Here is a 12,821-nt window from a genome sequence, read left to right on the forward strand (position 1 = left end):
CGCTTCGACAGCGGCATCAAGCCTTCTCGGATGCCAAGCCGCCAGCCCTGCCTTTGGACTTGCGAAACAGGATGACAAGCCCGGAGATCAGGAAGTAGACAGCCCCCACCGCCGCATACCCAGCAAACGTCTGCACCACAGGCGCCGCACTCCCCTGCTGCGCCACAAAAAATCCCCCAGCCAGCGCCGACTGCGCCCCGCTCAACATCATCACCCACTGCCCTCGATCGCCTTTGCGCCGGCGAATGGCAGTCGCCAATTGAAGCAGCCCCGCAACGATCGCCCACAGCCCGAAGATCACCAGAATGATCTGCAGCTTGAGCCCCAGCGAAACCGCCACGGCCACAGTGACCAGCGCGCTCATCCAGACGTTCAGAACCTGCGTGGGGTTGGCCTTTGCGCCGCCCGTCATCCGGGCGTCCATCCAGTTGGCCAGCGCATCCCAAGCGGGGTAGACGATCAGCAGCCCGCTCGCGACGATGGGTGACCCCTTGGCGACGGTGAAGGCGAGCGCGACCCATGCGAAGGAAAAGGCGGCGCGAGTGAAGTAGAGCTTGCGCAGCCACGCGGCTCGCTGAAGAAGAAGTAGCAGTTGGGGCTGGTTGGTGTCTGGCATGGCAGTGACGGCGAAGGCCGCGAGATGGGAAAAGGGCAGAAGGAAAAAAGTTGTCGCCCCTCAAGCGAGGCGCATGCAAACAATTCTGTTTCTGCAGCACCAGGTGCGGTATCGGTCGAATGACCGACAGAGGCCCAAAAAAGCGACTGTGCGATGCTGTGCCTTTGCCTCTTCGCCCTCTCATGTCCGACGACACAACCATCGCCGTTTTCGACGCGGTCCGCGCGCTCGCTTTCATCGGCGACCTGAGCATGGGCCAGCCGACCGACCATTCGCTGCGCACCGCGTGGCTCGCCGAAATGATCGCGACGCAAGCCCGATGCGCCCCCTCGCAGGTCGAGGCCGCCCGGCACGTCGCGCTGCTGCGCTGGTCGGGTTGCACGGCCAATGCGCAGGAGTTCGCGGATTTTCTGGATGACGACGTGCAGGGCCGGCAAGCCCTTCTTGCTTCGCAGAAGCCGCGAGCGAAGCAGCAACAACAGCAACAACAGCAACAACAGCAACAACCTCGCAGCGCGCCCATCCCCAACGCGATGCTCGCCATGGCCAGCATCCATTGCGAGATCGCCGGCGACATCGCGAACACGCTGGGCTTGAGCCCCGATACCGAAGCGGCGCTGCGCGCGATCTTCGAGACCTACGACGGCGGCGGCGTGCCCGGTCTTCTGCAAGGCAGCGACGTACCGCTCGCAACCTACGTCGTGGCGCTGGCGAGCGACCTCGAAATCTTCAGCCGCCTGTACGGGCTCGACGAAGCGCTCACGCTGGCGCGCGGACGCGCCGACAGCGTGTACCCTGGCGCTCTTGTCGATGCCAGCGCGCCGTGGGTCTCGACGTGGATGAAAGCGCTGGATTCCGCCACCCCGCCGTGGACCGACGTGGCCGACCAGCCCGCCTCGATGCTTCAACGCGTCGGGTTGGAGTTGGTGGGCGACGTGATCGATCTCAAGCTGCCCTGGATGACGGGTTATTCGCGCCGCGTGGCCCAACTGGCGCGCGATTGCAGCGCGCGTGTCGGCATGGACGAGGCCGTGTGCCACCGCACGTACAAGGCCGGGTTGATCCACGGCATCGGGCGGGCGTCGGTGCCCAACGCGATCTGGAATGCGCCCGAGCCGCTGCCGGCCTCGTCACTCGAACGCCTGCGGCTGGTGCCGTACTGGACCTCCCGCGCCGCCGGGCAGATTGGCGGGCTCGCGGCCGAAGCGGAAATCGCATCCTTCGCCTTCGAGCGGCGCGATGGCTCCGGTTATTTCCGTGGCCGGTCCGGCACGGCGATGCCGCTGGAGGGGCAGATCGTCGCCGCGGCCGAGCGATGGGTTTCCCTTCGCACCCGCCGGCCGTGGCGCGCGGAGTTCACCGAGGCAGAGGCGCTCGACTGCATGAAGCAAGACGTCGAAGCGGGCCGCTTCGACCAGAACGTGGTCGATGCATTGCTCGCCAGCGCGATGTCGCATGCGCCTTCGAAGCCTGTGACGCCGAAGGCGGGCGAGCAGGCGCTGTCAGAGCGCGAACTGGAGGTTCTGCGCTGCATCAGCAAGGGCGAGAACACCAAGGAAGTCGCTCGTGCACTGGGCATCAGTCCGCGCACGGTGCGAACGCATGTCGAGCGCGTGTTCCTCAAGCTCGAATGCTCGACCCGCGCGGCCGCGACGTTGAAGGCGGCGACCCGAGGGCTCATCTGACAAGGCGGTTCTGATCGCCATGTCGATCGCGCAGTAGTTCGTCGGCGCACATGGTGAACGGGCACCGCCGCCACGCCACTGGCATCGCAGCCATTGCCGGCGTAAGCTAATTGCCCGGTCGGCCAGCCAAGGTGAGCCCGCTCCCAAGCGGCAACCGCTGCGCCGAATTGTGCGAAAGGACCTCCCATGCTGTTGTCCGACTCGTCTGTAACGACCATGCTTCCCGTCAGGGACATGGACCGTGCCCGTGCTTTCTACGAGGGCCGCCTGGGCTTGAAACCCGGTGGCTTGCGGCCTGACGGAAAGTTCGTCTACGTGGTGGGCGGCAGCACCCTGTCGCTGTTTCCCAAACCCGAAGGAACCAAGGCCGACCACACGGCGATCAGCTTCCAGGTCGAGGACATTGCCGCCAGCGTCGAGATGCTCAAGCAGGCCGGCGTGGTGTTCGAAGACTACGACTTTCCCGAGCTCAAGACCATCGACCACGTTTGCGTGCTCGGCTCGGAAAAGGCGGCCTGGTTCAAGGACACCGAAGGCAACTACCTCTGCATCCACGAAGACATTGCGTAGAAGGCAAGCGCTGGCGCCAGTGCCGGCTCAGCGCGACGCAAGGCTTTCCATGTAGGCGCAAAGCATGTCGGCCAGCGAGTCCGCCCAGGCCTCGATCTCGGCGTCGGTTCGCGGGCTCTCCGAAAAGTCTTTGCCCACTGTGCTGAGCGTTCTCACGATGAGGTCGCCCGCCATTTCACGCGTGGCATCGGAGGCCGCTGGCAGGGCTTGCGTCATGAACACGCGCACAGATTCGTCGCCGGCGGCGCGCACTTCCTGTGCCTCGGGTGCGTCGCGGTAGAACGGCGCGGAGTCACCGAGCGCGGTTCGCACTTCCGCTTCTTCGCACTCGGAGCGGATGAAGGCGTGCGTGAGCATGCGCAGGCGCTCGAGTGCGGGCCGTTGCGTGTCCCCGAGGATGCCGCGCATCAACTCCGTGGTCTGCTGCCACTCGTCGCTCTGCAGGCGAAACAGGATCGACGCCTTGTTCGGGAAATATTGATAGACCGACCCGACGCTCACGCCGGCCCTCTCGGCCACGCGCGTGGTCGTGAAGCGGTTCACGCCTTCCTTCGCCAAAACCTGAATAGCTGCCTGAAGAATGGCCTGAAGAAGGTCGGCCGAGCGCGCCTGCCTGGGCTTTCTGCGAGAGGAGATGGAGGCATTGGGGCGGTCGGGCATGGGAGGGTTTCGCAACGCGAATAGCAAACATGAAGGGTTCTTCATATTATTTTGCATCTGCTTTTCAAACGAAAGAACCCTGTGACAACGACCTTGACCACTGCCCCCTTGGGCCCCTTGCTGGACCGACTGTTCCTGCAGGCCGCCGCTGTAACCAGCCCTGCCCTGGCCAGCATCAGCCGCGAGGAACGCGAACGGCTGATGCACAGCAAGACCGAATACCTCGACCTCTACAGCCGCATGAAAGATATGTGGCTGCCGGTGTCGCGCGAAACCGGCGTGCTGCTGTACCAACTGGCGCGCAGCACCAACGCGCGCAGCATCATCGAGTTCGGCACCTCCTTCGGCCTGTCGACCCTGTACATGGCCGCGGCGCTGCGTGACAACGGCGGCGGCCGTCTGATCGGCAGCGAGTTCGAGCCGTCGAAGATCGCCAAGGCCCGCGAGCATCTGGCCGAGGGCGGCGTGAGCGACCTGGTCGAGATCCGCGAAGGCGATGCACTGAAGACGCTGGCAAGCGGCCTGCCAGAGTCCATCGACCTGCTGCTGCTCGATGGCGCAAAGGCGCTCTACCCCGACGTGCTGGCACTGGTCGAAAGCCGCCTGCGGCCGGGCGCACTGATCGTGGCGGACAACGCCGACCACAGCCCGGAGTACCTGGCACGCGTGCGCTCGCCCGACGGCGGATACCTGTCGGTGCCGTTCGCCGGCGATGTTGAACTGTCCATGCGCTTGGGCTGAGGAAGGCTCTGCACCATGCATGTCTTTGTCACTGGCGCCACCGGTTGGGTCGGCTCCGTCGTGGTTCAGGAATTGATCGACGCGGGCCATGCGGTCACCGGGCTTGCGCGCTCCGAGCACAAGGCTGTCGCGCTTGCGGCAACGGGTGCGAAGGTTCTGCGCGCCACGCTGGATGACCTCCCGGCTCTGCGTGATGCGGCCGCTGCGGCAGACGCTGTCATCCACACCGCGTTCAATCACGACTTCTCCAGATTCGTGGAGAACTGCGAACAAGACCGCCGCGCAATCGACACCCTCGCAGGGGCACTGGAAGGCTCCGAGCGCCCACTGCTCGTGACCTCGGGTCTGCTCGGGCTGCCGCGCGGCGCAACGGAATCAGACCTGCCCGATGCGGCGTCGCCGCGCAAGTCCGAACCCACCGCGCGTGCGTGGGCCGAACGCGGTGTGCGTGCGGCGACAGTGCGGCTCGCACCGTCTGTTCACGGCCTGGGCGACCACGGCTTCGCGCCGATCCTTGTTCGCCTGGCTCGGGAGAAAGGCGTATCGGCATTTCTTGGCGAAGGCCGGAACTGCTGGTCTGGGGTGTATCGGCAGGATGCGGCGCGGGTCTATCGCCTGGCACTCGAGAAAGGGGTGACCGAATCGGTTTATCACGCGGTAGCTGATGAGCGTGTGGAGTTCAAGGCCATCGCCGAGGTCATCGGTCGTCGCCTGGGGCTACCGACCGGCTCGCGTGAACGCGAGCACTTTGGGTGGTTCGCTGGCATGGCTGGGGCGGAGATGTCGGTATCGAGTGCACGCACGCATGACGTGCTTGGTTGGGAGCCGCAGGGGCCGAGCCTGCTTGTGGATCTAGATCAGGCTGGGTACTGCGGATAGGCGCGGTGCGGGTGCGGAACCCAACGTCTTCGCGACGCGCCAGTGCCGTCTCGGTGACAACTCGCACGTCGACCGGCTGAGTGGCCAGCCACACTGCACTGACGCAGATCAACGCAGTCAGCCTGAAGCTCGCGGACCCGAAAGGCGGCTACGCGGCGGAAACGGACTGCGGCTGGCCGAAGCTAGACCTCCGCATTCGGCCATTTGCAGCCGATCGCAATCGACTGCTTTACGGCGAGTTGGCGAGGGGGCCGCCGCACGATCATCGGCATTGAGCTAGACAATGGCTAAATCCGACGTCTGCGACAACAGGCTGCGCGGTATGCAAGTGCAGTCGGCTCAAGCGATAAAGGTTTGGTACTTTGCTAGCAATCGATCCGACTCTAGCTTCAATAGGTTTGCGACCATAGTGGAGTAGGGTTCGCCAGCTTGCGCATAGAAGTCCAAGGACCAAAACTGTTCAAAGGCTTGGTCTCGCTGCTTGCTGGCAAACGGCTCCGGCATCTGAATCGCGCCGTCGAGCATCTGCTCTATGAATACGATTTGAGCGTACACCTTGCGCATGAGCGAGGTGCGCTCTTCGACTAGGCCTTGGCGGTTCAGCCCGAAGACGCGGTAGGTGTAGTAACCGTGTGGATCGTGTCCGCCGGCAACAAGCTTTGGCCCGATCAGGCTCAGAGCCCTCTCCTCAAGCCACTCTAGGTGATCGGCAGGATCTTGGCTGGTTGGGTCGATAAGGGCGGCGTTCTCTGCGTCATGGTCGTCAGTCTCACAATGGGCGTACGCCGTTCCCAAGATGGGGAACAGGTCGCCTTTTCCCAACTTGAAAAGCCAACCTGGATCCTCGCTGAAGCGATCGTGATCCAGTTGTTCGACGTCGTGATACCGCTGACGGTTGCAATCAATGCAACTTGCCAGGAGATTGGCCCAGCTTGCGGCGAGCCACCAGTATCCAAGGTGTCCGGGGCAATCAGCAACTCTGCCCTTCGGGCGGAAGTGCTCGACGTCAGTTGGCTGCACCGCTCTGATGCTGGACTCACAGTAGGCACATTTACCGTGGAATAGCTCGTTGAGCGCGTATGCCACATCGGGACTTTTGTACGCCTTAAAGTCGAACTCTTCGTCGGGCGTGTCTCGGAAATGCACCTGCGCCTTCGCACGTTCAGTCGCGGCAGGACTATCAGCTGCAGCAAGTGACGCCGGCTCGGGGACGTCCGATCTGCATACATACCTCATTGCAAGCGCTCCGACCTCAATCGGCGAAGGCGGTCGACTATGCTCACCACCATATCTTCGCGCACCTGAGCTCGGTCGACTGATTGAACCGCGTTCGACTCTTCGGAAAAGCGCTTCAGCGCTTCGTTGAAGACCTGCTCAAACGGAGAGTCACCAATCCACCGAAATGACTGGAGGGCCTCGAACTTTCGCACGTTGTCAGCGCCGCCGTCTCTAGGTGACAGTGCAAGGCGGTGAAGGGAGTCCTCGACCTCAGGATCTGCAGTGCTCGCCAAGCCAAAATAGTCCGACGTCAGGAGCTGCTCCGCACGCAAGCCACGCACATCAGGCAACCCTTTAAGAACCTGAATTTCGTGCTCAGAGTTGCGGATCAACACCTGTACTTCACCATCGCGCATGCCCCTGAGGCATAGCGGATCATGCGTGGTCACAATGAACTGTACGAGAGGCATGGCATGGCGGAGGGCAGTCATCACTCGCAGCTTCCAGCGGGGGTGAAGATGAGTTTCGATCTCATCGATGAGTACCAAACCGCGGGCGCTCTCAAGATTCCCCCAGACGTCGATCATCTTGCGCATGACGTCTAGCACCATCGCCATCAACGATCGGTACCCGTCACTAAGGCGCTCCAACGGAGTATCGCGACCGTGAGCTTTCACGAAAAGTCGCCCTTCCTCGTCACGGCCAATGTTGTCTCTCTCTTGGAGTGCCAAGATCTCTCGCATCGCCCTGGCAAGCGCATAGAACTCATTGTCGGAGAGATCCTGAAGCCACCGCCCTGGATGTTGAAGCTTAGCGAAGGGATCGAAAAGGGACTTCAGCTGAGAGGTCGACTGTTTGCGAACACCGTCTTTTCCAAAGAATCGACGAGAGCCGAACGCGAACAGGACTATCGGTAGCTCGCGATCTGCAACGATTTGCTTGCTCAGCGGATCGATGTGCATCGTCAGCGATTCGCCAGTGTCGAATTCGAGCATGACTCGCGGCGTGACTGTGTCATTGAGTTGCCATCCCGTTACTTCGCGCGGTACGTAGTCGTCCACATTGATGCCAATTCGGGCACGCATCGTGGAGTTCATCAGGGCCAACGCGATTGCCTGAAGTGTTGAACTCTTCCCAGTGGAGTTCTCACCCAGCAGCATCATGCAAGGCGCATTGGTAGGAGCGCTCGGATCTACCGGCGGCAGCTCCAGGTTCAAAGCGTGTACACCCTTGAAGTTCTCAATTCGAATGCTTCGAATTTGAGCTGTTGAAGGTCGATCCACTCCCGACCACATCTGCGCAACGCTGTCCGAAACAGGCGGCGCGCCGTATTCCTGTGGAGCCTGCTTTTCTCGCCTTGCCACTCTAAGTACCGATTCCCACGACTGCTCGTCTGCGGCTATGGCAACCTGAATCACGTCCTCGGCGAGCGAGCGGAACAGTGGCTTGGCGGTGCCGGCCTCCGACGCCGCCGCGGTAAAGAGATCAAAGAACAGAATCCGCGTGGCTCCGACGAACTCTGCGTCCTCTTCCATGGCCATCTGGAAGTGCTTGAACGCACTCGCGTTCCTGCGCCCTTGTTCAAGAGCTTCGAGACACTCTTTGAACTTATTCGATCGAGCGACGACCAAGCCCTCCCGATCCAGGGAAAGCACCCGAATGGTGGTGCGACCCACCTCATTTCGTCCCTCCACAGTGCCGTCCATCCAGAATCGCAGGTACTTGCGAGGGTCCGAACTGCACGGGTTAATGAGCAGAGATCGTTCGCTTTCTTCGGCCTCGTTCCAAGTGCAACGGAGCTGAGCCCGGGGCCCGTCTACTGGATAGATATTCGACTTGGAGCGATCGCACCTCATGCACGCCAGGAATAGGTTGTCCCAGTCATAAGCGAGCCAACCATAGTGATCTGGGCTTTCTGCACTCCGCTCGAAGCCTGCAGCGTTGGCGCGCGGTCTGTGATGGTGCACATCCATCGGTTGGAGGCTGCCCGCAGCCGTCTCACAGTAGGCGCATTTCGATAAGAACACCTCGGATAGGGACCGCCGCACGGCGTCGGCAGCCCAAATCTTCTGGTTGAACGCTAGACGCCGCTGAACACGTTCTTGAGTGGGAAGCCGATAGTGCTTGGCGATCTCTTCCTTTGCGACGCGAACGTCGTCGCCATACAAAGACGCAGGAATGTCCTGTCGCCGGCTCACTTTCCTCATCGCACACCTCCCTTGTTCGCACACTAATCCACTCGTAAGCACCCTGAACGGGTCAACCGAACGTTCGCGGTCGATTAGATCGGTCGTCCGGAAATTCGTCCAATCCTACAACGCCTGACATTGAACTCGACAGTGCGAGTAGCAGGTTTCTGGCGGCTCATTTTCCGGACCGAAGGGCTGCTGTGGGCCCAAATGCGACGGTCAAGCGTCGTGACCTAAGTACCAAAATCAATCCGAAAACCGACTTTGACACCCGGAATTCAGAAGGTAATTCCCGTCAATTCCGGCTCAAAGTCCCACCCGACTCGGCCGCATTCACCAAGCCCCTTCTACAAACTCCCCGCAATCCACTCCCTCACCCACCGATGCCCCGCATCCCGATGCCGCCGCTCGTGCCACAGCATCGCCATCTCATACCCCGGCACCTCCAGCGGTGCCTCCACCACCCGCAGCCCCGGTGCGCCGCGCGCCAGCCGCTCGGGCAGCATCGCCACCATGTCGGTCTCGGCCAGCACCGACATCATGAAAAGAAAGTGCGGCACCGACAGCGCCACGCGCCGCGCCAAGCCCTTCTGCGCCAGCACCTCGTCGGTGGGCCCGGCGAAGCCACCACCACCCGGTGACACCACCACATGCTCCAGCGCGCAGAACTGCGCGAGCGTGGGCCGGCGCTTCAGCCGTGGATGCCCTGCCCTCCCCGCCAGCACGTAGCGTTCGTTGAACAGCACGCGCCGGTGCAGCCCGGGCGGCGCGCCCACGCTGGTGTGAAAGAACAGGTCGATCTCCCCCTGCTCCAGTTGTCGCGCCATGCGCGACGGCACTGCCTCCACCACAGCCAGCCGCGTGTTCGGTGCCGCCGCGCGCAGGCCGGCGAGTGCCGGCAACAGGATCGCCGACTCGGCATAGTCGGCCGCAGCCACGCGCCATGTGGTGGTCGCCTCTGCCGGGTCGAAAGGCTTGGTGGGCGCCACCGCGCGGCCCAATGACTCCAGCGCTTCACGCAGCGGCTCGCGCAGTTCGTCGGCGCGCGCGGTGGGTCGCATGCCGCGTTGCGCGGGCACCAGCAGCGGGTCGTTGAACATCTCGCGCAGCTTGGCGAGCTGCACGCTCACCGAAGGCTGCGACAGGTTCAGGCGCTCGGCCGCGCGGGTCACGTTGCGCTCGGCCAGCAGCACGTCGAGGGTGATGAGCAGGTTGAGGTCGATGCGGCTGAAATTGTTCATGGCAATGGCTGGAATTCAAACTATTCATTTCCAATATATCGCCATCTTTTCTAACCTGCGTGCATGTTCTTCATTCCACAGGTTCAGCCGTCATGAAAGTCCTCCTCGTCCACGCCCACCCCGAAGCCCGGTCGCTCAACGGATCGCTGAAAAACTTCATGGTGGAACGCCTCACGCAATCGGGGCACGAAGTGCGCGTGTCCGATCTCTACGCCATGCAATGGAAGGCGCCGTTGGCCGTCGACGACTTTGCGCACGTGGAGCCCGGCGCGCACTTCGATCCGGTCATGGATTCACAGCGCGCCTTCGAAGCCGGCACGCAGCCCGACGACATTGCGGCCGAGCAGGCCAAGCTGCTGTGGGCCGACGCGGTGATCTTCCAGTTTCCGCTCTGGTGGTATTCGATGCCCGCCATCCTCAAGGGCTGGGTCGAGCGCGTGTATGCCTATGGCTTTGCCTACGGCGTGGGCGAGCATTCCGACACGCACTGGGGCGACCGCTTCGGCCAAGGCGTGATGGCGGGCAAGCGCGCGATGCTGGTGGTCACCACCGGCGGTTGGGCGCCGCATTACAGCCCGCGCGGCATCAACGGGCCGATGGACGACCTGCTGTTTCCCATTCACCACGGCATCCTCTACTACCCGGGCTTCGAGGTGCTGCCGCCGTTCGTGGTCTACCGCACGGGCAAGGTCGACGATGCGGCCTATGGGCGCATCACCGAAGACCTCGGCGGCCGGCTCGATGCGCTGTGGACGACGGCGCCGATCGCGTTCCGCCCGCAGAACGCTGGCGACTACGAGATTCCCGCCCTCACTCTGCGGCCCGATGTGGCACCGGGCCGCTCGGGGTTCGCGGCGCACGTTGTGGTTGCTGCCACCGATTGATCGATCAGGGCAGCACGGGGTTGGCCGTCGCGTTCGCAATGGCTGCGTCGGCATCCACGCGCAGCATGAAGCGCCTGGCCACGAGGTCGTTGGCCGCGCTGGTCACGGCGGCGACGTAGCCGGCCTGGTCGGTGTAGCGCTCCTGCAGCGACAGCCGAGGGTCGGTTGTGCCCGCGCGCAGCGCTGCAGTCTTCACGAACGGAAAGTACGAACCGAAGAGCCCCGCCTGGTCGATGGTGCCGGGCTTGTTGGTGGCGTTCCAGCCGGTGTTGGTGCCCACGGGCACGGCCACGTCGATGCTGCGGATGCCGGCGATGTCGTTGCCGTCCGCATCCACCTGCGGCACCAGGATCGCGTAGTCGCGGCCCAGGTACGCGGGCGGCACCTGCGTGGCGATGCCGCTCTCGTCCTGCGGTCGGTAGTTGGGACCCCAGTCGAGCAGCGAATAGGTGTTGACCAGGCCCGTGTAGCTAGCGCCCGGAATGGCCGGAAACTTGACCTGCGCCGGCCGCACCAGCGTGGCGTCCGCGAGCTTGGGCACCTGGTTGTCGGGCGGCGTGGTGCCCTGCACGACCCATTCTTCAAGCCGTTGGTACAGGGCGCGCACGACCGGGATCACGCTGGTGTTCGCATTGGTCATGTAGAGCGCGCCTGCGTTGGTGCCTGGCATCGACGGCAGGCCCAGCAGGTGATGCGTGCTCGCGTAGTAGTAGATGCGCGCGTTGCCCGGCTGCACCAGGTCGGCGGTGCCCCACGCGTCGGTCAGCAGCGGCGAGCCCTGCAGGGTCCAGAACTCCGTGCCGCTGAAGCCGATGAAGAGCTTGGGGCAGGTGCCGCCGGCCTCGCAGCGCGAAAGGATGCCGCCGCGCCGCTGGGCCACGTCGTCCACGTAGTCCTTCGAGAGGCCGCGCGTGCCGGCCTGCCCGAAGGCCGTGTGGTCGGTGCGCACGCCGCCGCCGCCACCGGGAATCGAAAAGCGCATGTTGATGTTGGTCTGCCGCGCCGCGATCTGCGCGAACACGCCGTCGAACACCTTCTGGCCCGCGCGGTCTTCATTGAAGCCCAGGTGCACGAAGGTCTTCATGAAGTTGCCGCACTGCGAGACGCCCGAGGCGATGGTGTTGCGGATCGCCGCGGCCACCGGGTTGGCCGTGCCCGCGGCGTCCCTCGCATCGCGGTGGAAGAAGGTGATCATGTCGCGCAGCGCCGCCAGGCCCAGGCCCATGACCTTCGGGTCTTTCGCGATGTAGACCAGCTCGTACATGTACGCCGGGTCCCATGCGGCCTTGAGGCACACATTGGCTTCGTCGGGCGTGCCGGGGAACGGCGAGCCAGCGCCGCACTTCGCAAACTTCCACTCGCTCGCGGGAATGAGCTGGCGTGCGTCGCCCTCGTTGATGCGGCGCGTGAGCACATAGCCGGGCTTGGTGTTGTCCAGGCTCGCGGTCGCATAGGCCTGCATGGCGGCGTTGAAGGGGCCGCCGGGCAGCGGCAGCGAATCGTTGGTTGCCGCGGTGGGCAGCAGCTCGGCGCGGTAGGTGCCGGTGATGGTGCTACCGTCTGCGTTCTTCGCGACCGGCACATTGAGCGTGAGCTTGCCCGCCGCGGCCGGCACGTCGCCCTGCCACGCGGCCGTGAGGAACACATAACCGCGCGAGGCGAAGTACGGATCGAGGTTGACGATGTTGCCGCGGTTCGGCGCGTCATAACGCAGCACGCCACTGGCCTTGCTCATGTCCTTGGGCTTGAAGAGCACGAAGTCGGAGCTGTACTCGACCTTGCCGTTGGCGTTGAGCGGCGCGAGCTGCAGGTCTTGAATGATCGCGTTGCGCGCGTCCTTCGGATCGACCTCGCCGGTGAAGATGCCGCTGATCTTTTCGTAGGCGCCCACGGTGCCGAAGGTGCCGGGCACGTGTTCGGTCTTCGATATGGCGAGCTTGAATTTCGGCGCGGTGGCGGCCAGGGGTGCCGCCGTGGGAGGCGCGACGGTCGATGGCGGCAGCACGAAGCCCCCGCCCCCGCCGCTTCCACCGCAGGCGCTCAGAAGAATAAGGGCGGCCGAAGCCACCGTGGCAGCCGCAAGGCTCCAGCGTTTCATGGTTTGTCTCCTTCGTTATGGTGTTCTTTGCGCGGCGCCG

11 protein-coding genes are annotated in these 12,821 nt (G+C 63.5%); 5 read left to right on the forward strand and 6 right to left on the reverse strand.

Going from position 1 to position 12,821, the window contains the following annotated elements; all coding sequences use genetic code 11:
- Positions 1–16 precede the first annotated feature (16 nt).
- Positions 17–616, reverse strand: coding sequence for a DUF308 domain-containing protein (locus tag ACSFB7_RS02770; RefSeq protein WP_435466823.1), 600 nt, complete (start codon positions 614–616; stop codon positions 17–19).
- A 182-nt stretch (positions 617–798) separates the two neighbouring features.
- Between ACSFB7_RS02770 and ACSFB7_RS02775 the strand changes: the two genes are divergently transcribed.
- Together ACSFB7_RS02775 and ACSFB7_RS02780 are read left to right on the forward strand one after the other, a co-directional pair.
- On the forward strand, positions 799–2,301 hold the full coding sequence (locus ACSFB7_RS02775) for an HD domain-containing phosphohydrolase (RefSeq protein WP_435466825.1): 1,503 nt from the start codon (positions 799–801) through the stop codon (positions 2,299–2,301).
- Positions 2,302–2,490: 189 nt separating this feature from the next.
- Positions 2,491–2,871 (forward strand): VOC family protein, encoded by a 381-nt coding sequence (locus ACSFB7_RS02780; RefSeq protein ID WP_435468060.1) that lies wholly within the window; start codon positions 2,491–2,493, stop codon positions 2,869–2,871.
- Positions 2,872–2,898: 27 nt separating this feature from the next.
- On the opposite strand, the gene ACSFB7_RS02785 is transcribed toward ACSFB7_RS02780, so the two are convergent.
- Positions 2,899–3,531 carry a TetR/AcrR family transcriptional regulator gene (locus ACSFB7_RS02785; RefSeq protein WP_435466827.1) on the reverse strand — a complete coding sequence of 211 codons (633 nt, stop codon included), beginning with the start codon at positions 3,529–3,531 and terminating at the stop codon, positions 2,899–2,901.
- An 81-nt stretch (positions 3,532–3,612) separates the two neighbouring features.
- Here ACSFB7_RS02785 and ACSFB7_RS02790 point away from each other — a divergent pair, with 81 nt between their 5' ends.
- Both ACSFB7_RS02790 and ACSFB7_RS02795 read left to right on the forward strand, forming a co-directional pair.
- Positions 3,613–4,272, forward strand: coding sequence for an O-methyltransferase (locus ACSFB7_RS02790; RefSeq protein WP_435466829.1), 660 nt, complete (start codon positions 3,613–3,615; stop codon positions 4,270–4,272).
- A gap of 15 nt (positions 4,273–4,287) precedes the next feature.
- Positions 4,288–5,151 (forward strand): SDR family oxidoreductase, encoded by an 864-nt coding sequence (locus ACSFB7_RS02795; RefSeq protein ID WP_435466831.1) that lies wholly within the window; start codon positions 4,288–4,290, stop codon positions 5,149–5,151.
- Positions 5,152–5,490: 339 nt separating this feature from the next.
- On the opposite strand, the gene ACSFB7_RS02800 is transcribed toward ACSFB7_RS02795, so the two are convergent.
- The 3 genes from ACSFB7_RS02800 to ACSFB7_RS02810 all read right to left on the reverse strand — a co-directional run bounded on the left by ACSFB7_RS02800 (position 5,491) and on the right by ACSFB7_RS02810 (position 9,799).
- On the reverse strand, positions 5,491–6,387 hold the full coding sequence (locus ACSFB7_RS02800) for an HNH endonuclease family protein (protein WP_435466832.1): 897 nt from the start codon (positions 6,385–6,387) through the stop codon (positions 5,491–5,493).
- Positions 6,384–8,576, reverse strand: a complete 2,193-nt coding sequence (locus ACSFB7_RS02805) for an AAA family ATPase (RefSeq protein WP_435466834.1) — start codon at positions 8,574–8,576, stop codon at positions 6,384–6,386. Before ACSFB7_RS02805 ends, ACSFB7_RS02800 begins: the two co-directional genes overlap by 4 nt.
- A 329-nt stretch (positions 8,577–8,905) precedes the next feature.
- On the reverse strand, positions 8,906–9,799 hold the full coding sequence (locus ACSFB7_RS02810) for a LysR family transcriptional regulator (RefSeq protein ID WP_435466836.1): 894 nt from the start codon (positions 9,797–9,799) through the stop codon (positions 8,906–8,908).
- A gap of 92 nt (positions 9,800–9,891) precedes the next feature.
- Between ACSFB7_RS02810 and ACSFB7_RS02815 the strand changes: the two genes are divergently transcribed.
- Positions 9,892–10,683 (forward strand): NAD(P)H-dependent oxidoreductase, encoded by a 792-nt coding sequence (locus ACSFB7_RS02815; RefSeq protein ID WP_435466837.1) that lies wholly within the window; start codon positions 9,892–9,894, stop codon positions 10,681–10,683.
- 4 nt (positions 10,684–10,687) lie between these two features.
- Here ACSFB7_RS02815 and ACSFB7_RS02820 read toward each other — a convergent pair whose 3' ends face one another.
- The gene (locus tag ACSFB7_RS02820) at positions 10,688–12,781 is read right to left on the reverse strand and encodes an alpha/beta hydrolase domain-containing protein (protein WP_435466839.1); all 2,094 of its coding nucleotides are present in this window, start codon (positions 12,779–12,781) and stop codon (positions 10,688–10,690) included.
- Positions 12,782–12,821: the final 40 nt, after the last annotated feature.

Origin of the sequence: Variovorax raffinosi (genome assembly GCF_051216615.1) — a bacterium.
Classification (GTDB): Bacteria; Pseudomonadota; Gammaproteobacteria; order Burkholderiales; family Burkholderiaceae_C; genus Variovorax.